This window comes from Anaeromyxobacter soli (assembly GCF_022808855.1).
Taxonomy (GTDB): domain Bacteria; phylum Myxococcota; class Myxococcia; order Myxococcales; family Anaeromyxobacteraceae; genus Anaeromyxobacter; species Anaeromyxobacter soli.
The window spans coordinates 15,303-35,628 of sequence record NZ_JAKZLF010000029.1 but is presented as its reverse complement, the minus strand read 5'-3'; the positions used below and the strand labels follow the sequence as shown (position 1 = coordinate 35,628).

At 74.2% G+C, this 20,326-nt stretch carries 16 protein-coding genes; 4 read left to right on the top strand and 12 right to left on the bottom strand.

All coding sequences use genetic code 11. The features are described from left to right. Positions 1 to 8 precede the first annotated feature (8 nt). Positions 9 to 398, bottom strand: coding sequence for a response regulator transcription factor (locus tag MLV88_RS17915; protein WP_242338664.1), 390 nt, complete (start codon positions 396 to 398; stop codon positions 9 to 11). Between the two features lie 79 nt (positions 399 to 477). Further along, positions 478 to 3,084, bottom strand: a complete 2,607-nt coding sequence (locus MLV88_RS17910) for a DUF5916 domain-containing protein (protein WP_243338247.1) — start codon at positions 3,082 to 3,084, stop codon at positions 478 to 480. 144 nt (positions 3,085 to 3,228) lie between these two features. Between MLV88_RS17910 and MLV88_RS17905 the strand changes: the two genes are divergently transcribed. The 4 genes from MLV88_RS17905 (at position 3,229) to MLV88_RS17890 (ending at position 9,039) form a co-directional block, all read left to right on the top strand. Continuing rightward, positions 3,229 to 4,740 (top strand): M16 family metallopeptidase, encoded by a 1,512-nt coding sequence (locus tag MLV88_RS17905; RefSeq protein ID WP_243338245.1) that lies wholly within the window; start codon positions 3,229 to 3,231, stop codon positions 4,738 to 4,740. Beyond that, positions 4,737 to 6,248 (top strand): M16 family metallopeptidase, encoded by a 1,512-nt coding sequence (locus MLV88_RS17900; RefSeq protein ID WP_243338243.1) that lies wholly within the window; start codon positions 4,737 to 4,739, stop codon positions 6,246 to 6,248. Before MLV88_RS17905 ends, MLV88_RS17900 begins: the two co-directional genes overlap by 4 nt. Positions 6,249 to 6,454: 206 nt before the next feature. Then, entirely contained in the window at positions 6,455 to 7,840 is a 1,386-nt protein-coding gene (locus MLV88_RS17895; RefSeq protein ID WP_242356608.1) for a sensor histidine kinase, read from the top strand. 266 nt (positions 7,841 to 8,106) lie between these two features. Then, positions 8,107 to 9,039 (top strand): PD-(D/E)XK nuclease family protein, encoded by a 933-nt coding sequence (locus MLV88_RS17890; RefSeq protein ID WP_243338241.1) that lies wholly within the window; start codon positions 8,107 to 8,109, stop codon positions 9,037 to 9,039. 139 nt (positions 9,040 to 9,178) lie between these two features. On the opposite strand, the gene MLV88_RS17885 is transcribed toward MLV88_RS17890, so the two are convergent. The 10 genes from MLV88_RS17885 to MLV88_RS17840 form a co-directional block, all read right to left on the bottom strand. Continuing rightward, entirely contained in the window at positions 9,179 to 9,487 is a 309-nt protein-coding gene (locus MLV88_RS17885; RefSeq protein WP_242340912.1) for a Dabb family protein, read from the bottom strand. A 5-nt stretch (positions 9,488 to 9,492) separates the two neighbouring features. Beyond that, positions 9,493 to 10,098: a GNAT family N-acetyltransferase gene (locus MLV88_RS17880; RefSeq protein WP_242340911.1), complete on the bottom strand. Its 606-nt coding sequence runs from the start codon at positions 10,096 to 10,098 to the stop codon at positions 9,493 to 9,495. Beyond that, positions 10,095 to 11,468, bottom strand: a complete 1,374-nt coding sequence (locus tag MLV88_RS17875) for a sigma-54-dependent transcriptional regulator (protein WP_243338240.1) — start codon at positions 11,466 to 11,468, stop codon at positions 10,095 to 10,097. The genes MLV88_RS17880 and MLV88_RS17875 overlap by 4 nt, the downstream gene beginning before the upstream one ends. Then, positions 11,465 to 12,970 carry an ATP-binding protein gene (locus tag MLV88_RS17870; RefSeq protein WP_242356619.1) on the bottom strand — a complete coding sequence of 502 codons (1,506 nt, stop codon included), beginning with the start codon at positions 12,968 to 12,970 and terminating at the stop codon, positions 11,465 to 11,467. Before MLV88_RS17870 ends, MLV88_RS17875 begins: the two co-directional genes overlap by 4 nt. Next, entirely contained in the window at positions 12,967 to 13,875 is a 909-nt protein-coding gene (locus MLV88_RS17865; protein WP_242360204.1) for a hypothetical protein, read from the bottom strand. The genes MLV88_RS17870 and MLV88_RS17865 overlap by 4 nt, the downstream gene beginning before the upstream one ends. 121 nt (positions 13,876 to 13,996) lie before the next feature. Next, entirely contained in the window at positions 13,997 to 15,709 is a 1,713-nt protein-coding gene (locus MLV88_RS17860) for a cytochrome b/b6 domain-containing protein (RefSeq protein WP_242340906.1), read from the bottom strand. Positions 15,710 to 15,944: 235 nt separating this feature from the next. Next, positions 15,945 to 16,250: a hypothetical protein gene (locus tag MLV88_RS17855; protein ID WP_242356623.1), complete on the bottom strand. Its 306-nt coding sequence runs from the start codon at positions 16,248 to 16,250 to the stop codon at positions 15,945 to 15,947. Positions 16,251 to 16,481: 231 nt separating this feature from the next. After that, positions 16,482 to 18,227, bottom strand: a complete 1,746-nt coding sequence (locus MLV88_RS17850) for a M14 family zinc carboxypeptidase (RefSeq protein WP_243338239.1) — start codon at positions 18,225 to 18,227, stop codon at positions 16,482 to 16,484. Between the two features lie 9 nt (positions 18,228 to 18,236). Continuing rightward, complete coding sequence (locus tag MLV88_RS17845; RefSeq protein ID WP_243338237.1) at positions 18,237 to 19,019, bottom strand: hypothetical protein; 783 nt, start codon at positions 19,017 to 19,019, stop codon at positions 18,237 to 18,239. Between the two features lie 220 nt (positions 19,020 to 19,239). After that, positions 19,240 to 20,274: a rod shape-determining protein gene (locus tag MLV88_RS17840; protein ID WP_011984441.1), complete on the bottom strand. Its 1,035-nt coding sequence runs from the start codon at positions 20,272 to 20,274 to the stop codon at positions 19,240 to 19,242. Positions 20,275 to 20,326: the final 52 nt, after the last annotated feature.

Below are 20,326 nucleotides of genomic sequence, written 5' to 3'. Positions count from 1 at the left end.
CTCCCGCGCTAGCCGCGCACCATCCGCTCGGCCTTGTTGAACGCGATCTGGAGATCGACCGGCTTCTCCATCACGTCCGAGGCGCCGAGCTCCACGAGCAGATCGCGCATGTGCTGGTCGCCCCCCAGGGCGGAGACGACGAGCACGGGGATCGCCGCGGTGCGGGGGTCCGTCTTGAGCTGGCGGAGGACGTCGCGGCCGTCGAGCGCCGGCATGGCGACGTCGAGCAGGATCACGTCCGGGAGCTGCGCCAGCGCGGCGGCGAGGGTCTCGACCCCGTCGCGCGCGAACGTGACCGCGTGCCCCCGGTCGCTCGCGTAGGAGCCGTAGAGCTTCGCGAGCGCCGCGTCGTCCTCGGCGAGGAGGATCCGGAGCGGCGGCTGCGAGCGGGGCGCCATGTGGGAGGAAGCATACCGCCCCAGCAGGCGGGCGCAACCCGGGGGGCCCCACGGCCGCCCGCCCCCTCGCCAGCGGGCGTCAGCGGGTCCAGTAGTACGTCCACTTCACGAGGAAGGTGTCGGTCGCCGGCCCGGCGCCGAGCGCGTGCGGGCCGAGCGTGACCGGGAGCGCGCTCGCGCCGTCCCACTCGAGCTCGCGCTGGGCGCGCGTGTAGACGAGGTACAGGGTGGAGCCGAGCCGGTACTCCCAGCGCAGGACGGCGTTCAGGTTGAGCGCGCCCTCGCGGAAGTCGTTCTCGCTCGGCGGGGGCGCCTCGGCGGGCGAGAGCGAGGCGAGCGTCACCTTGCGGTCCCGCGCGGCGGCCTGGCGGAACCCGCGGAACTCGCCGTACGACGCGAAGAGCTGCGCGTAGCCCTGGAGGGTGAGCCGCGGCGTGACGACCAGCTGCTGGCGCACCGTCACGGAGAGCGAGGGCGCGCCGAGGTCGCCGAAGCGGTAGACGCCGGGGGTCGGCTCGTCGACGTACCGCGCCCGCCAGCGCGACGCCTCGTAGTGAACGTCGAGGCGGCTCTCGAGCCGCGCGTGCGGCCTCACGACGAGCATGCCCTTCGTTCCCCAGTAGCCGAGCGCACCGAGGGGTCCGACCGCGGCGGTGCGCCCGCTGCCGGCGGCGACCTCGAGGTACACGGGCCTCGAGGGGTCGAGCGCGGCGTAGCATTCGGCGTAGGTGAACGGCGCCTTCTCGAGCGCGACGCCGGTCTCGGAGATCTCGCGCACGTCCCAGGAGCGGTCCTCCGCCAGGGCGGTGCAGCCGACCCACTGGTAGGTGCGGAGCTGCGCCTCGCCGCCGATCCAGACCTGCTTCGTCCGCGCGAGGCCACGTCCGTCGGTGGTGCGGTGCCCCTCGACGCCGGTGACGAGCGCGTAGGAGTGGAACGGCCCGCCACCGGTCGGCCGGACGTAGCGCACGAGCGCGCGCCCGAGCTGCTCGTTCTGGGTGCGCTGGTAGCCGAGGGCGTTGAGCTCGAGCCGGGGTGACTCGTACTCCCAGTGGACCTCGAAGCGCCACGGCTCTCCCCCGACGCGGCCGACCGCGGCGTGAGCGCCGTAGCCGAGATCGCCCTCCTCGAGCACCGTCCCGTCCGCGAGCGTGCGCGAGCGGGGCGAGATGGGCGCGCCGGGGGCGGCCCGCGTCGGCGCGCCGCCGAGCGCCTGCGAGCCGGTGACCTGGCCGAGGAGGAACCACGCGCCGTCGCGCGAGCGCAGGTTCCAGTCGAGCGCGGCGGCGTTGCCGCCGAGCACGTCGCAGCGCGCAGGGCGGCGCAGGCGCGGGTCGTCGGCCTCGTCGTCCTTCTCGGCGTCCTCGATCGAGCAGGCCGGGCCGAGGGGCAGCGCCGAGGTGAAGGTCGCGCCGAAGCTGCGCGACGGCGCGGGCTGGTAACGCGCGACGCCGGCGAGGAAGTTGCGCGGCGCCGGGGCGAGCTCGGGGAGCGCGGCCCGCGGCCCGAAGTGGAGCGGCTGGGCCGCGTCGAAGCGGAAGGAGCGGTCGGGGGTCGCCTCCGGCAGCCCCGCGCCGGCGCCGGTGACGAGCGCGTCCGCGAACCCGACCTGGAGCGTGTCGGAGGGCTTGCCGGTGAGCTTCGCGGCCCCGAGGATGGGCGCGTCGAGGCCGATGCGGCGGGAGTAGAAGAGCTGCTGCGGCGAGCGGCGATTGGGGATCGCGACCGGCTGGAACAGGTCCATGCCCTGCGTGAAGAACGGCCGCTTCTCCGGGAAGAAGATCTCGAAGGTGGAGAGGTTCTGGATGATCTCGTCCGCCTCCACCTGCCCGAAGTCCGGGTTGAGCGTGCCCTGGAGCGAGACCGCGCGCCCGAGCGAGGCGCGCACGTCGAGCCCGACGTCGCCGACCGGATCGACGTCGCGCGGGCGCGGAACGTCCGAGACCCGCGGGCGGAAGGCGAGCCGGGCCGCGGTGTAGGGGGCGACCTCGAGCTCCTGCACCGGCCGGAGCCCCTCCAGCCCGACCAGGCTGCCGAGGCGCGCGATCTGCCCTCGCGTGCCGCGGGGGATGAGCACCGAGAGGACCTCCTCGTGCCGGCGCGCGATGACTCGCTTCACCCCGAACCCCCACGTCTGCACGGGCGCGTTCGAGAAGCGCAGCGCGGCGAGCGGGATGCGCAGCTCGGCGCCCCAGCCGTCGGGGAGGGCCGCCGTGGCGGCCTCCCACACGGCGTCCCAGTCTCCCGTCGACGAGTCGTCCTCGAAGAGCAGCGCGTCCGTCTGCACCCCGGCCGCGTTGAGCTCGAACACGTAGGCGGCGCGGTGATCACCCATCGAGTCGATGACCACCGTCACCGCGTCGGAGTACGGGGCCCGATCGCGCCGCCCGAGCGGACGGCGCACCTCGCCGGGGCTCCGGTCGTGGGCGACGATCCCCACGTACAGCGCCCGGTCGTCGAACAGGACGCGCACCTCGGTGCGCTCGGACGGCGGGGCCCCCTGCGCCGGGAAGACCTGGACGAAGCCGTCGAAGGCGGGGGTGAGATCCCAGGCCGGATCCTCCAGCCGACCGTCGAGGACGATGTCCCCCGTGCGGCGGGCGGCCGTGAGCGGCTCGCCCGGGGCGGCGGCGAGCGCCGGAAGGGAGAAGGCGGCGGAGAGGAGCGCGAGCGAGCGTCGGAGCATGAAGGCGGAGGGCGCCGGGCGGCTGAGGCGTTCGGGGCGTCTACGCCGCGGAGCAGGGAATATTTCGCACGGCGGGTCGGCGGTACGGAGGGGGCCCGCTACGGAACGTGACGCCGGAGGAGGCGGGGCTTATAACGCCGCGCCATGACGCCGAGAATCCTCGCGACCGCGCTCGCCGTCGCGCTCCTCCCCGCCCTGCCGCGCGCGCAAGCTCCCGCCGCCGCGGCCGACGCCGCGAGCGCGCCCGAGATCCCCTACACGCTCTTCCGGCTCGAGAACGGGCTCACCGTCATCCTCCACGAGGATCACACGACGCCCATCGTCGGCGTCCACGTCCAGTACGACGTCGGCTCGAAGAACGAGAAGGAGGGGCGGACCGGGTTCGCCCACCTCTTCGAGCACCTCATGTTCCAGGGGACCGAGCACCTGCCGAAGGGCGAGGCGGACCGGCTCCTCGACGCGGCGGGCGGGAGCGGCAACGGCTCCACCGCGCAGGACACCACGCAGTACTGGGAGCAGGTCCCGACGAGCGCCCTCGAGCAGATGCTGTTCGTCGAGGCCGACCGCATGGGCTACCTCCTGCCCACGCTCACGCAGGACAAGCTCGACAACCAGCGCGACGTCGTGCGCAACGAGCGGCGCGAGAACTACGAGATGCAGCCGTACGGGCTCGCCTACGAGCGGATCCTCTCGAACCTCTGGAGCCCGGAGTTCCCGTACCACTGGGTGCCCATCGGCTCGCACGAGGACCTCGAGGCCGCGACGCTCGGCGACGTGAAGGAGTTCTTCCAGCGCTGGTACGGGCCGGAGAACGCGGTGCTCGCCGTCGCCGGCGACATCGACCCGGCGAGGACGCGCGCGCTCGTCGAGAAGTGGTTCGGCGGGATCCCGGGCAAGCAGAAGCCGGCCGCGCCGAGCGTGCCGGCGCCCGCGCCCATCGCGGCCGAGAAGCGCGCGACGATGCAGGACCGCGTGCAGCTCCCCCGCCTGTACATCGCGTGGCAGACGCCGAAGCTCTTCGCCGACGGCGACGCCGCGCTGGGCGTCGCCGGCCAGGTGCTCTCCGAGGGCAAGAGCGCGCGCCTCGAGAAGCGGCTCGTGATGGACGAGCGGATCGCGCAGAGCGTCTCGGCGGGCCAGTCCGGGCAGGCGCTCGCGGGCATGTTCCTCGTCGTGGCCACCCCGAAGCCGGGGATCTCGCTCGAGCGGCTCGAGAAGGAGATCGACGAGGAGCTGGCGCGCCTCGCCGCGGAGCCTCCGAGCGCGGAGGAGCTGCAGCGCGCGAAGAACGTCATCGAGTCGAGCGCGATCTTCTCGCTCGAGCCGGTGGGCGGGTTCGGCGGCCGCGCCGCGACCCTCGCCGACTACTACCTGCGGGCGGGCGACCCGGGCTACCTCGCGAAGGACCTCGCCCGCTACCGCGCCCTCACCCCCGCCGACGTGTCCGCCGCCACCCGGCGCTTCCTCCGCAAGGACGCGCGCGTCGTCCTGACCGTGACGCCGTCCGCCGGCGGGCCGGAGGTCCCCGCGCCGCAGCGTCCGCCCGCGGGCGCTCCCCCCGGCCCGGGCGCCCCCGCGCCCGCGCCCAGCCCGGCGCCTCCGCCGCCCCCCGCCGCCAGCCAGCCGAACCCGCCCGCGAACGGAGCCGTCCGATGATCCGCCGCAACGCCCTCGTCCTCCTCGTCGCCGCGGCGCTCGCCTGCGCCGGGCCGCGCGCGAAGGCGCCCGCCGCCCCGCCGCCCGTCGCAGCCGCCGCGCCCGCGCCCGCAGGGCCGGACCGCTCGCAGGTCCCGCCGCTCGGGCGCGCGCCGGAGCTCGAGCTCCCCGCGCAGCGCCACTTCGCGCTCTCGAACGGCCTCAAGGTGCGCCTCGTCGAGTACCGCCGCCTCCCGGTGGTCGCGATGAACCTCCTCGTGGGCGCCGGCGCGGGGCGCGATCCGGCGCGCCTGCCCGGCCTCGCGAGCTTCACCGCCGCGATGCTCACCGAGGGGACGAAGACCCGCTCCGCGATCCAGCTCTCGGACGAGACGAACTTCCTCGGAGCGTCGATCCACGCCTCGGCCGGCCCCGACTCCGCCGCCGTGTCCGGCGCGGTGCTCGCGAAGCACCTCGCGAAGTACCTCACGCTCTTCGCCGACGTGACGATGAACCCGGCCTTCCCCCGGGGCGACTTCGACCGCGTGCAGGACCAGCGGCTCGTGGCGCTCCTCCAGCAGCGGGATCAGCCGCAGCCCATCGCCTCGAAGACGTTCATCCCGATCTTCTGGGGCCCGATGCCCTACGGCCACTATCTGCTCGGGAACGAGGCGTCGGTGAAGGCGACCCGCCCGCGCGACCTCGCCGAGTTCCACGCCCGGAACTACCGCCCCGAGAACGCCGAGCTCGTCGTGGTGGGCGACGTCGCGGAGGCGGAGCTCCGCCCCCTGCTCGAGGCGACGCTGGGCCGCTGGAAGCGCGGCGGCGCGCCGGGGCGGCTCGCGCCCACGCCGCCCGCCGCGCCGCACCGGACGATCCTCGTCGAGAAGCCCGACGCGCCGCAGACGTACCTCCTCGTCGGGATGCCCGGCGCCCTGCGCTCCTCGCCCGACTTCGTCGCGGCGTCGGTGGCCTTCCAGGTGCTCGGCGGCGGCTCCTCCTCGCGCCTGTTCCGCAACCTGCGCGAGGAGAAGGGTTACACCTACGGTGTCTACGCCATGGGTGACGCCCGCAAGCTCGCCGGCGTGAGCCTCGTCGCCGGCAGCGTCAAGGCCGACGTCACCGGCCCGGCCGTGAAGGAGCTCCTGCACGAGCTCGCCCGGATGCGCGAGGAGCCGGTCCCGGCGCAGGAGCTCTCCGACGCGAAGGACGCGCTGGTGCTCGGCCTGCCCGCGGACTTCGCCACCGCCGGCGGGATCGCCTCCCGCGTCGCGGAGCTCGCCCTGCACGGGCTGCCCGACGACTACTGGAACGGCTACGCCGACGCGGTGCGGAAGGTGGACGCCGAGGCGGTCAGGCGGATCGCGCAGCGCTACCTCGATCCGGCCCGCATGACGGTGGTCATGGTCGGGAACCCGTCCGTCGTACGGCCCCAGCTCGCGGGGCTCCCGCTCGGACCGGTCGACGAACGCCCCGCCCCCTCCCCGGCGCGTGGGACGCGTCCGGCCCGGGCGGCGGGCGCGCGCTGAGGACGCGGGCGCGCCCCGCGCCGCTCCCCGACACGGATCGCGCTGTCCCACAGCGGCCTCCGCGCGCCGCGTCGGAGCGCGCGGCGTCCCTCTTCGCCCTCTTCGCGAGGAGCGATATCCGCCCGCGCTCGCTCGGGTGCGACATCGGGACACGATGACCTCGGACGCGTACACGTGTTGGATGTTCTCCTCACGCGAGGTCGATGATGGCGGGGAAGACCGGCCGGTGGTTCGGGTTGCCGAAGCGCGTCGCGCTCGGCTTCGCCGTGGCGGTCGCCTCCCTCGTCGCCTCGGGCGTGCTCTCCGGCGTCACCCTCGGGAAGAGGACCGACGCGAGCGTCGCGGCGGAGATGGCCGCGGACACGCAGCTCGCGGTCGAGGAGCTCGAGTCCGCGATGCTCGTCTCCGACGCGGCCCTGGACGCGTACGTCGCGGGCGGCGACGCCCGGCACCGCGCCCGCTACGAGAACGCGCGGGGAAGGATCCCCGGCGCGGTGCAGCACCTCACCGACGCGGTCGGCGCCGAGCGCGTGGACGACGACGGAGTCTACCTCGGGAAGATCCGCCCGGCCGTGAAGCGCCTCGTCGACGGCCAGGGGCGCGCCCTCGCGCTCGCCGACGCCGGGCGCTTCGAGGAGGCGCGGATGCAGCGCGCCACCGAGGCGGTGCCGCCGCTCGAGCGGGCGCACGCCGCGCTCGAGGCGCTCGAGATGCGCGAGGAGGCGGAGGTCGCCCGCGCGATGGCCTCGGCCCGCCGCACCCGCACGACCTCCAACGCCGTGTTCGTCGGTCTCGACGGGCTCCTGCTCGTGTTCGTCCTCGGCGCGGCGCGGGTGGTGCGGCAGGAGATCCGCGCGCGCGAGGCGCACGAGGCTGAGCGGGCGCGCGTGCTCGAGGTGCAGCAGCGGATCGTCGCGGTGGTGAGCCACGACCTGCGCAACCCGCTCTCCGGGATCCTCACCGCGGCGTGGGCGCTCGCTCGCACCGACCTCCCCGAGGACGCCAAGCGCGCAGCCCGCCGGATCGCCGCCGCGGGCCGGCGGATGGAGCGGCTCATCCGCGACCTCCTCGACTGGAGTCGCGCCAAGGCGGGCGCCGAGATCCCGGTCCACCTGTGCGAGGCCGACCTGTACGACGTCTGCACCCGCGTCGCCGAGGACCTGGCCGACGCCCGCGGCCACCGGATCGAGCTGTTGCGCGCGGGCGACACGCGCGCCCGGTTCGACCCGGATCGCATGGAGCAGGTGGTCGCGAACCTGCTGTCGAACGCGCTCAAGTACGGCGATCCCGACCGGCCCGTGCGCGTCGGCGCGGTCGGCGAGGACGGCGCGGTCCGCCTCGAGGTGCGCGACGAGGGGCCCGGGCTCGATCCCGCGATCCGAGCCAGCATCTTCGAGCCGTTCCAGCGGGCGCCGCGCGGTCTCCCGGGCGCCCACTCCAGCGTCGGCCTGGGGCTCTTCGTGGTGCGGACCCTCACGGAGGCCCAGGGCGCGCAGGTGGACGTCGAGTCGGCGCCGGGACAGGGCACGACCTTCGTCGTGAGGGTGCCGCGCGCGGTCCGCCTCTCGCTCGCCGAGGCGCGGGTGGGGTGACGCGGGGGTCGGCGCCGAGGTTCACGCCGACCCCCGAGCCCAAAGCGATCTCCGCTGCCGTGACGACCGCGAGCTCGACGCCGGGCGAGAGCTAGCGTCGGTCGACGCGACGCGACGCGCGCGACCGCGACCGCGACCGCGATTTGGGCCGCGCTCGCGACCCGTTCGAAACCAACCGCTCGCTCCCTCGCCCGAGGAGTGCCCGCCTGTCGGGGTGCCGAAGTAGACTGCGCCGGCGGCGGGCTCCCTGCCCGCCGCACCCCGCCATGGCCGATCTCCAGAACGAGTTCTCCTGGTCGAAGTCGCGCCACGAGAAGTTCGTGGAGTGCCGGCGCGCCTATTACTACGCGTACTACGGGAGCTGGGGCGGCTGGGAGGCGGCGCCGGGCTCGACGGTGCGCGAGCTCTACGTCCTCAAGAAGCTCTCCTCCCGCTGGCAGTGGGCCGGCTCGGTCGTGCACGACGCGCTGAAGCAGATGCTCTCGCGGGCGCGCGCGACCGGCGACTTCCTCCCCCTGGACCGGATGCTGGAGCGGACGCGGGCCCGCGCGCGGGCGCAGTGGTCGACCTCGCGCGAGAAGAGCTACTGGCGAGAGGCGTCGCGCATCGTCGGTCTCGTCGAGCACGAGTACGGCGACGTGGTGCCCGGCGAGGACTGGAAGCGGCTCTACGAGGGCGTCGTGGACGGAGCGCTCCGGGCGTTCTACGCGAGCCCCACCTTCGAGGAGATCCGCCGCACGCCGCGCGAGCAGTGGCTCTCGGTGGACGAGCTCGACTCCTGGAGCTTCGAGGGGACCAAGATCTGGGTCGCGATCGACTTCGCCTACCGCGACGCCGACGGGCGGGTGCGGATCCTCGACTGGAAGACCGGCAAGGAGCGCGGCGTCGACCACACGCAGGTGGGGATCTACGCGCTCTACGCGCAGCGGAAGTGGAGCGCCCCGCCCGACCAGGTGCTGGGCGGGCTCGTCTACCTCGTCGCGAACGGCGCCGGCTCGGGCGGCGACACGGTGTCGGTCGCCGCCGACGCGGCCGCGCTGGAGCGGTGCCAGGCGGAGATGCGCCACTCCATCGGGGAGATGCGGGCCGTGCTCGCCGACCCCACCCGCAACCAGGCCCTCATCGACCAGTTCCCGCAGCACGCCGAGCGCGACGGCTGCCGCCGCTGCCCGTTCCGCCGTCCGTGCGGGCGGATGTAGCCGGGCAGGCGCGGCTCCCGCAGCGGAACGCGAGCGCCCCGTCCTCGGGCCGCTTCGTCTCCCACCGGAACGCGTCGTTGCGGGGGCCGTGGCCGACCGGCGCCTCGCCTGTCGGCGGTCGCCGGCTCATGTCGGCGCTCTAGCCGCGGGCCTCGTAGTCCACCACCGCCCGCTTCTCGCGCACGCGCGCGATGAGGTCGGCGACGGCGCGGTGCTCTGGGTGCGCCTGGTAGGCGTCGAGCGCGGCGCGATCCACGAACGTGGAGTAGAGCGCGACGTCGAAGGACGCCTCGCTGCGCGCGAAGTCGATGCCCACCTCGATCTCGAGGAGCCCGGGGATGCGGCCCGCGAGCCCCTCGAGCGCCGCCTTCACCCTGCGGGCGTTCTCCTCGCGGGAGCCGCCCTCGGCCCGCTCCTTGAGCGTCCAGAACACGATGTGCTTCACCATTCCGTTCACCTCCCGCGCGGGCGCACCCGCGTTCGATCCGAAGGACGTTTCCCTGGCTTCGGCTCGCGCTTCCCGGCGCGGCCGTCCGGACTGTCGAGCCGCTTCTCCATGCGGATCGCGGCGAGCGAGGCGCCGCCGGGGAGGGGGACGCGGAGGTCCCTGCGGCGCGCGAAGCCGAGGCGCTCGTAGAACGGGACGGCGCCGAGCGCGGCCAGGACGCGCAGCCGCGTCGCGCCCGCGCGGCGAGCGGCGCGCGCGGCGTGCCGGACGAGCGCGCTCCCCAGGCCGCGGCCGGCGGCGCGGGGCAGGACGAAGACGGCGGTGAGCTCCGTGCCGCGCCGCGCCGCGTACCCCACGACGAGGCCGTCCCGCTCCGCCACGACGTAGCGCTCGCCGCCGGCCGCCATGGCCCAGCGGTGGTACAGCGCCGGCAGCGACGCCCAGGCGCGGAGCTCGGCGTCGGAGTAGGCGGCGGCGCCGCGCCCGCGGACGGCCGAGCGCATGACCCGCGCGACGGCGGTCGCGTCGTCGAGCGACGCGGCCCGGAGCGTCGCGGCCCGTGGCGCGCGCGGACGCGACGAGCGGCCGGCGAGGCCGCGGCCCCGGCTCACGCCTTCGTGTCCTTCTCCACGAGCCCGTAGCGCTGGAGCTTCTCGTAGAGCGTGGAGCGGTGCAGGCCGGCCGACTCGGCCGCCTTCGCGACGTTGCCGCCCGCCTCGCGCAGGAGGTCCTCGAGGAACTTCCGCTCCCACGCGTCGCGCGCGCGCCGGTAGCGCCCCTCCGCCCCGCCCGCCGCCGCGTCGCCTGCGGGCGGGGTGAGCTCGGGCGGGAGGTCCGCGAGGGTGATCGCGTCTCCGCGCGCCAGCAGGAGCCCGCGCTCGATCGCGTGCTCGAGCTCGCGGATGTTGCCGGGCCAGGGGTGGTCGAGGAGCGCGCGCATCGCCTCGCCGTCCGGCGCGAGGGGCGGCCGGCCGAGGCGCAGGGCGTGCTTCTCGACGAAGTGCTCGACGAGGAGCGGGATGTCCTCGCGCCGCTCGCGCAGGGGCGGGAGCCGGAGCGGGACGACGCGCAGCCGGAACCAGAGGTCCTCGCGGAACTTCCCCTCCTTCACGGCCCGGGCGAGGTCCTCGTTCGTCGCCGCGATCACCCGCACGTTCGCCTTGCGCGGCTTGCGGCTGCCCACCGGGATGTACTCGCCGTCCTGGAGCACGCGCAGGAGCTTCGGCTGCAGCGCCGGCGGGAGGAGGCCGATCTCGTCGAGGAAGAGCGTGCCGCCCTCCGCCTCGGCGAAGAACCCGGCCCGCGCCTGCTCGGCGCCGGTGAAGGCGCCCTTCTCGTGCCCGAACAGCTCCGCCTCGGCGAGGTTCTCGGGGATGGCGCTCATGTTGAGCGCCACGTAGGGCCCGCTTGCGCGCCGGCTCATGGCGTGCGCCGCGCGGGCGAGGAGGTCCTTGCCGGTGCCGGACTCGCCCTCGACCAGGATCGGCACGTCGGAGGGGGCGATCCGCTCGAGCATCCCGACGAGCGCCTTCATCGGCTGCGACTTCCCGATGATCCCGTGCACGCCGAACTCGCCGGCGAGGGCGCTCCGGAGCCGCGCGTTCTCCCGCTTTATGCGGGCGTGCTCCACGGCGCGGGCGACGACGAGCTCGAGCTCCTCCGGCTCGAACGGCTTCTTGAGGTAGTCGAACGCGCCCGCCTTCATCGCCTCGACCGCGGTCTCCACCGTGGCGAACGCCGTGACGAGGATGACCGGGATCTCCGGCACCTTCGCCTTGAAGCGGCGCATCCCCTCGATGCCGTCGAGCCCCGGCATGCGCAGGTCCGTCACGATCGCGTCGAACTCGGCCCGCTCCACCGCGGGGAGCGCCTCGGCGACGGAGGGGAAGTCGTACACGGCGTAGGACCGCCCGAGCGTGCGCTTCATCATCTGGCGCGCCGAGTCGAGGTCGTCGATGACCATGAGGTTCGGTTTGCTCACGGCGCTCCTCTCACGGCGTCCCCTGCGAGAGCGACGGCCGCCTCGGACGGCGCGGCGGGGAGGCGGATGCGGAAGGTCGCCCCGCGCCCGGGCGCGCTCTCGACCTCGACGGTCCCGCCGTGCGCCTCCGCCGCCTGGCGCACGATGGCGAGGCCGAGGCCGGTCCCGTTCGCCTTGGTGGTGAAGAACGGGTCGAACACGTGCGCCGAGACGTCGCGCTCGAGGCCGGGGCCGCTGTCCGCCACCTCGACCACCACGGCCTCGCCCTCGCGGCGGGCGCGGGCCACGAGCGTGCCGCCCCCGCGCTCCTGCATCGCCTGCACGGCGTTCACGCAGAGGTTCAGGAACGCCTGGCGGAGCAGCTCCCCGTCGGCCACCACGTCCGGGAGGTCCGGCGCGATCTCGACCAGGCGCTCGACCCGCGCCTGCGCGGCCGCGGGGCCGACCACCTCCACCGCCTCGCGCAGGATCGGCTCGACCGGCTGGGCGATGGGGTGGACCGTGCGGGCGCGCGCGAACACGAGGAAGCGCTCGATGAGCACGGCCGCGCGCGTCACCTCGCGGCGGATCGCCTCCACGTCGCCCTTCACCTCCGCCTCCGGCGGGAGCTCGCGGGCCGCCACCGACGCGTAGCCGCGGATGACGTTCAGGGAGTTCCCGATCTCGTGGGCGAAGCCCGCGGCGATCCCGCCGAGCGTCGCGAGGCGGTCCGCGCGCAGCACCTCGCGGGTCTTCTGGGCGACGCGCTCCTCGAGCTCGGCGATGAGCCGCTGGTTCTCGGCGCGGCGGTCGTCGAGCCGCCGGGACATGTCGTTGAACGCGCGCACGAGATCGGCGAGCTCGCGCTCCTCAGGCTCCTCGAGGCGCACGCCGCGCTCCTCGACGAGCGACTCGGCCGCCTCGGACAGCCGCACGAGCGGCTGGGTCACGCGGCGGAGGAAGATCGCGGCGAGCAGCTGCCCGACGAAGATCCAGAAGGCGGCGACGATGCTCGCCCCCCACGCCAGGTTGCGGGCGTTGCCGATCACCTCCTCGTGGGTGAAGTCGACCCGCACCGCCCCCACCACCGCGCCGCCTCGCAGGATGGGCGCGGAGGCCACGATCCCCTCCGGTCGCAGGAGCCGCCCGAGCGCCTGCAGCGGCGCCTCCGCGACCTGGAACTCGCTGGGCGGAACGCCCTCGGGGCAGGGCTCCTCCGTGCGCGTGACGCAGGCGAGGACCTTGCCCCTGCGGTCGACGATCCAGGCGCGGTCGAGCGGTGCGCTCGCCACCACCCGCTCGAGCACCGCGGGGAGCGCGGCCTCGCCGCCCGGATCCACGCCATCGGCCCGCACCCAGTGGGCGCCCGCCGTGGCGGCCGTGGACGCGATGGCGACGCCCTCGCGCGCGAGGAGCTCCTGGCCGCGGACCACCTCGCGCCAGAGCGCGACCGCGGTGACGCCGCTCATCGCGAAGATGATGACCGCCGCGATGAGGACGAAGAGCTTGAGCCTGAGGGTCACGGCCCGCCCTCCTCCTGCGGGTGCAGGGGCCGCGGCGCGCCGGCGAAGGCGTGGCAGGCGGTGCAGGTCTTCCCGTTCGCGTGCGCGCTGGCGTGCGCGTGGCAGCGCTGGCAGCTCGCCGGCTCGGCGGACCAGGTGTGCGGCGGGTGGCAGTCCACGCAGCGGGCGTGGGCGGCGTTCGCGTGCAGCCCCGCGCGCCGCGTCGCGGCGAAGTCGTGGCAGTGCGTGCAGGAGACGAGCGTCTCGCCCGGCGGGGCGTGCGGCCGGTGGCAGCTCGAGCAGGCCATCGCCATCGGGCCGTGCTCCTTCACCGGCGCGTGGATGCCCTGGGCGGTGTGGCAGCGGAGGCAGTCGCGGCGCGTCGGCCGGAGCCCGGGAGCGTCGCCGAGGAACTCGTGGCACGCGAAGCAGTGCATCCCTTCCATGCCCTGCACGCGGACGGCGTGGCCGGGGTGGCACTCGGCGCACTTCGCGGCGATGGGCTCGAAGCCGTGCATGCTCGCGGCGTGGCAGCGCACGCAGGCGATGCGGTGCTGCTCGTAGTGGATCCGGTGGCCGCGCGAGCCCCCCACCTGCGGCCAGCGCGGGTCGTGCGAGAAGTGGCACTCGGCGCAGGAGCCGATCTCGACGCCGCCGTGCCCCGCCGGCGCCTTCCCGAGGAGGAACGCGCCCAGCATGGCGACGCCCTGCTCGGCCTTCGCGTGGTGGCAGCGCTGGCAGGCGACGCTCTTGTGCGTGCCGGCCATCCAGAGCGCGAACTCCGGGCTCGCCTGGTGGCAGGTCGCGCAGAGGCGCGGATCCTCGTCGACGTAGCGCTTGAAGCGCCACGCGCCCGCGGCGAGGGCGGCCACGGCGAGCGCGGCGAGGGTGAGGGCCAGCGTCTTCGCGGGGCGTGAGAGCCTCATGGGGGAGCGCGATTGTAGCGCGGCCCGTCCCGGGTCCGCGCGTCCGCGCCGCCCTGGAAAAAGAGGGGGGCCGCGCAGTCTCCCGCGCGGCCCCCCGACGCTCGCTCCCTGGGCGGGCGGCTTACTTCTGCTCGTCGCTCATCCGGTCGTACTCCAGCGGATGCTCGTGCTTCATCATCTCGACGCTGATCCGGCCGTTCAGCCAGGCCCAGTTCATCGGGAAGATCGAGGGCTTCAGGTGCACGTTGTAGAAGTGCACCACGAAGAGGAAGAGGATCGCGAGCGTCGCCTCCTCGCCGTGGATGATGAGGGCGGAGGAGATGAGCCAGCTCGGCGCCCACGCCGCGAAGAAGGCCGGGAACCAGAAGATGAACCCGGTGCCCACCATCATCACGATGCCCCAGAACACGGCCCAGTAGTCGAACTTCTCCAGGTACATGTACCGGTCGAACCTGGGCCGCTCCTTCTTCACGCCGAGCATGAAGAGGATGTTGTCCCGCATGTCGACGGCGTCCTTCGGCCCGGGCAGCATCGAGAGCGGGAGCCGCTTCTGGGCCGCGAGGAACGTCAGGTAGAAGAGGTGGTAGATCGACGAGGCGATGATGAGGACGGCGCCGACGCGGTGCCACATCGCCGCGCCCTCCGCGCCGCCGAAGATCTTCATGAACGCCTCGGAGTAGGGCGCCGCGTCCCTGCCCCCGATGATGGGCGCGTTGCCGAACGTCCCGGCGCCGCGGAGCGGCCAGCCGGTGATGCCGAGCAGGATGACGCCGGAGAGCATGAGCCAGTGCTGGATGCGCTGGTGGATGTCGAACCGGATGACGCTCCGCACCGCGTCGACGGAGGGGCCGTGGCCACCCTTCGCCCGCATGCGCTGGCGCAGCTCGTAGACGAAGTCGACGAGCACGTGGAACGCGAAGAACAGCAGCGTGAGCGTGGTGAGGTACGAGAACGCGATGTGGATGATGTGCGGGACGGGGTGCCCGGACGTCTCCTGCGGCGTCTTGTGGGCGATGAGCGACGCGAAGCTGTCCGTGGCGCCGGCGTGGCAGCGCGCGCAGGCGTCCTTGCGGTTCTTCACGTTCACGATCGAGTTCGGGTCCGTCTTCGCCACGATCGCGTGGGTGCCGCCCCGGTTCGCGGGCGCCGCGTGGCAGCTCACGCACACCGGCGCGAAGGTGTTGCCGACGCGGACGAGGCGGCCGTGGATGGAGTCGTGGTAGGTGACCGCCGCCTCGGGGTTGAGGCCGGCCTCCTTGGCGAACTCCTCGTTGCCGTGGCAGGCCTCGCAGCGCTTCGCCATCGCGCGGCGATCCTCGGGCACCGGCTGGCGGGCGCCGGACTTCGGCTCGTAGAACGCCAGCGCCTTCACGGAGTGGAGCGAGCCGTGGCAGGAGGCGCAGGTGGGACCCGCGACCTTCGCGTCCTCACGCTGCCACTTCGAGTGGACCGAGGCGGCGAACGCGTCGGTCTGCTCGGTGTGGCAGTTCTGGCAGGCGAGGTAGGCGCGCGGGGAGGTGACCTTCACCTTCTTCTCGCCGTCGGCCCAGGCGGCCTTCTCCAGCCGGGAGACGAACTTCTGCTCCGCGTCGGACAGGGGCGGGAGGGTGCCGCCCATCGCGTGCTCTTCCGTGTAGCCCGCGTGGCAGTCCGTGCAGCCGACGCCGTTCTGGGCGTGGACGGACTTGGCGAAGAGGTCCGGGTGGACGGTGGGGCCGTCGCCGCCGGGGGAGTGGCACTGGAGACAGGTGTCGCTGCCCTGGGGCAGCTTCGGCTCTTCCGCCCGAGCGGTCGAGGCGAGGAGGAGCGCGAAGGAGAGGAGAATGGCTCGCATAGGCGGTGGGTCGCGGGTGCAACGGACATGCCCCTGCACCCAAACAGATTCTGAGGTTATGTTCCGGAAATCACGAGGGTTTGCGCGACATCAATCGCCGGGAGGTCGCAAAGCTTGCGCGCAATCGGCCCGAACGGGAAAGGCTGCGCGTTCGCGCACACCGCCGCGAGAAAAGCCGCGAGCCCGGAGAGGTCCCCGGGCCCGCGACGGGTCGAGCGGCACATCGGCGGCGCAGCTACTCGGGCGACGCCTCCTGGGCGGCCGGCTTCCGGACGGCGAGGCCGGTCAGCGCGCCCACGCCGGCGCCCGCGGCGGCGCCCATCACCGCGAACAGCGCGCCCACGCCGGCCACGCCGAGCACGATCCCGAAGACGATGAGCGCGCGCACGAGGAACGTCGGCTCGAGCGGCGTGCCGAAGATGCCGCCGGCGAGGAGCACGCCCGCGTAGCCGCCGTACAGCATCGAGGGGAGGAGCGCGACGGCGAGGAAGAGGGCGAGGCCGAGTCCGGCGCCGATGAGGGAGGGGGTCTTGCTCTGCATGACGGTTCTCCTGGTTCGCTGCGGTCTGGAAGGTTCCGGCGAGCACCACCGCGTCGCGTCCGCCGTGCTCGCTCCCTACTGCACGACCGCTGCCAGGATCGCCGCGCCTCCTCTCGCGGGCTTGCGCGCTCCGGCGTCGGGTTCTCCCGACAGCCCGCCGGGGCGGGACGACATCGCGCTGCGCGCTCCACATCATGCGGTTCCGCGGCGCGCCGGAGCCGCCTCAGCTCCTCAAGGCCGCGCGTCCACCCGCACCACCGGATAGCGCCGGTACGTCTCGTCCCAGGCCGGGTGGCGGCGGAAGAAGAACTCGCTCCGCGCCCGCCGGTCCGCCGCGAACGTCGGATCCGCGAGCCGCTGCTCCCACTCCGCGCGGACCGCCGCGTCCTCCGCGAGCAGCTGGCGGGCGAACGGCTCGAGCACGTAGTCCTCGATGTACTCCTTGCGCTCGAAGGCGGCGTTGAAGGTCCCCCAGGCGAGGAGCGCGTCGGGCGCGGCCGGCTCGAGGAGGTGCGCCGCGACGAGCGCGCGCGGCTGGGCGACGGGCACGAACAGCGCGCCCGCCCCGATCGACCGCTGCTCGCGGGCCCACGCGCCCTTCACCGAGAGCTGCTGGCGCCCCTCGAACGGCTCGGCGCGGAACTTCGCCTCCGTGGCGCGGAAGACCTCCACCTCGCGCGGCGGGCGCGCGCCGCCGAGGCGCTCGAAGCGCACCCCGTGGACCGCGAGCTTCGCCGCGACCGGCTCAGCGAAGCCGGCCGGCACAACCCAGCCGCCCCTGGGGAGGACGGCGCTCGCGGCCGGACGGAGCGCAGCGAGGTATGGCAGGTTCCAGACCTCCGGGCGCGACTCGTCGTAGCGGGTCACGGGCGCGCCGGTGACGACGGAGGGCTCGCGGACGTAGGCGTAGCCCCGGAAGGCGAGGGGCGTCGGCTCGCCGGTGGGCTCGAAGGCGAGCGCGACCTCGCGCCCGGCGAGCGACGGCGCCTCGCGATCCGCGCGCTCGGCGGCGGCGCGCCAGCGGGCGCCGCGCTCGGCGGCGAGCTCGAGGAGCGCGCGGAGGAAGTCGACCGCCCCCTTCACGCGCTCGCCGTAGGGACGCCACGAGTGCGCCTCGAGGAGGATGCCGATGCGGTCCTGCGCCGCCCAGTAGCCGTGGCCGAAGTGCGGCGGCGGCACGCCCTGCGCGAACCCGCTCGCCGGATCGCCGTCCTCGCGGAAGGAGGGGTAGAAGTCCACCGGGAGGTGGCCGCCGGCGGTGAGCCGCGCGAGGAGCGCCTCGGAGAGCGCAGCGCCCTCGGGACGGAGCGCCGCGGCGTAGCCGAAGCGCGGCTCGACCATCACGGCGAGGTCGTGCTGGAACTGCGCGCCGTCGGTGACGTGCAGGTCCGCGTAGACGATGGGATCCCACTTGCGCAGGAGCGCGAGCATGGCGCGCGTCTCGGGCGCGTCCGCCTTCAGGTAGTCGCGGTTCAGGTTCAGGTTCGCCGCGGTCACGCGCCAGCCCGCCTCGAGCGGCCCGCGCTGGTTCGGCCGCTGCAGCGGCCCGAACCGCTCGTGCCCGTCGACGTTGAAGACCGGCACGAACACCGCGGTGACGCCCGCGAGCGGCCCGCCGCCCTTCCGGAGCAGCTCGCGGAGCAGGATGAAGCCCGCGTCCTTGCCGTCGAGCTCGCCCGCGTGGATGGCGCCCTGGAACAGGACCACCGGGCGCCGCCGGGCGCGAGCCGCGTAGGGGGTGAGGACGCCGTCGGCGCTCGCGACGAGCGCCACGAGCTCGCGCCGCTCCGGCGTCACGCCGAAGCCCACGCAGCGGGCGCGCCGCGGGAAGGCGCGCGCGTAGTCGCGGCACAGCCGGACCGCCTCGTCGTAGCGGCCGGTGCGCTCGAAGGCGGTGCGCTCGGCGGTGGTGACGAGGTCCTGGGCGGTTGCGGAGAGGAGCGCGGCCGCGAGGGCCGCCGCGGGGGCGATGGGCATGGCCGCGCATCATAATGAGCGCGGCGCGAGATAGCCTGTCAGTGCGAGCGCCACCGCCGAGAAAGCCTGCAGCACGCCCGCGAGCCCCGCCGGGATGGGTCCGACGAGGACGATCCAGAGCGACATCCCACACGCGACCACCGCGAGGCTCGCGTGCACACGCTGGCGCCGTGCCGCCGGCGACGGGTCCGCCGCGCCCGCCGCGACGGGCATCCCCACCACCGCCGCGAACGTCGCGACGAACAGGCCGAATCCGACCAGCGCGACCTCGCTCTCCGGCACGGCCGCCGACACGAGCACGCCGAACGCCGCCGCCGCGAGCGCCGGGAGCGAGGCGAGCGCGAGCCCGGCGATCGCGCCGGCGGCGAGCCGCGCGAACGCCGCGGGGCGCGGCCGGCGCCGCGCGACGACGATCGCGAGGGCGGCGACCGAGAGCACCGCCCCGGCGGCGGCGCGGCGGGCGCTGCCGTGGAGCGGACCCGCCACGCGCGCGTCCTCCGCCCCGGCGAGCACCTCCAGCGGCGCGCGGTCCGCCTCGGCGAGGAGCTCCTCGCACTCGGAGAGCGGCCGCCGCGCCGCGCACATCGTGAGCGCGACGTCGCGCCTCGGCGCGCACGCAGCGCGGGTGCGCCCCGAGGCGAGGCACTCCGCGTACGCGAGCCGTGCTCCCACGTCCCGCTCCGCCGGCGGCTCGGTGGAGGCGGCGACCCCGAACGCGAAGGCGATGGCGACGACGAGCCCGGCCGCCGCGTACGCGATCGGCGATCCCTCGAGCTCGAGCGCCAGGGCCATGCGCGGGACCTAACGCCCGCGAGGCCTCGGCGCGAGACCCCTCGCCGCGCTCGACGATCCGTCAACCGGGAGGCCGCCCCGGCCTCAGCGGAGACCGATCGAGACGTCACGCGGCCGCAGCGACCCTCAGGCGGAACGACCGCCGCGGCCCGAGGGCCGGCGGCGGTCGTGGAGAGAGCGCCTTCGCCAGGCGCGCTTCGTTCGGGGCGGGACGGACGAGCTACCCGTGCGCCGTGACCTGGCGCAGGATGTCCAGCTCCTCGAGCGCCTTCCCCGCGCCGATGACGACCGACGAGAGCGGGTCCTCGGCGAGGAACACCGGGAGCCCGGTCTCCTCGCGGAGCAGCACGTCGAGGTTCTTGAGCAGGGCGCCGCCGCCCGCGAGGACGATGCCGCGGTCGGCGATGTCGCCCGCGAGCTCGGGCGGGGTCCGCTCGAGCGTCACCTTCACCGCCTCGACGATCCCGTTGATGGGCTCGGAGAGCGCCTCGCGGATCTCGGAGGACGTGACGGTCAGGGTGCGCGGCACGCCGGCGACGAGGTCGCGCCCCTTGATGTCCATCGTGAGCTCCTCCTCGGTCGGATAGGCGGTGCCGATGCCCATCTTGATGAGCTCGGCGGTGCGCTCGCCGATGAGGAGGTTGTACTTGCGCTTGATGTGCTGGATGATCGCCTCGTCCATCTTGTCGCCGGCGATGCGCACCGAGCGGCTGTAGACGATCCCACCGAGCGAGATCACCGCGACGTCGGAGGTGCCGCCGCCGATGTCGACGATCATGTTGCCCGAAGGCTCGGTGATGGGCAGGCCCGCCCCGATCGCCGCCGCCATGGGCTGCTCGATGAGGTAGACCTCGCGCGCGCCCGCGCTCTCGGCCGCCTCGCGCACCGCGCGCTTCTCCACCTCGGTGATCCCCGAGGGGATGCCGATGATGATGCGCGGCTTCACGAAGCTCTTCCGGTTGTGCGCGCTCTGGATGAAGTACTTGAGCATCGCCGCCGTGACCTCGAAGTCGGCGATGACTCCGTCCTTCATCGGGCGGATGGCGACGATGTTCCCGGGCGTGCGCCCGAGCATCTCCTTCGCCTCCTTGCCCACGGCGAGGACCTTGCGGCCGCCGCGCGCGTCCTGCTGGACGGCGACGACGCTGGGCTCGTTCGAGACGATGCCCATGCCGCGGATGTAGATGAGGGTGTTCGCGGTCCCGAGATCGATCGCGAGATCGCGCGACAGCATGTTGTGAAGCCAGTTGAGCACGGCGGGGTCCGGATTATGGCAGGGCGGGTTCGAACGGCAAGCGGTTTCGGGA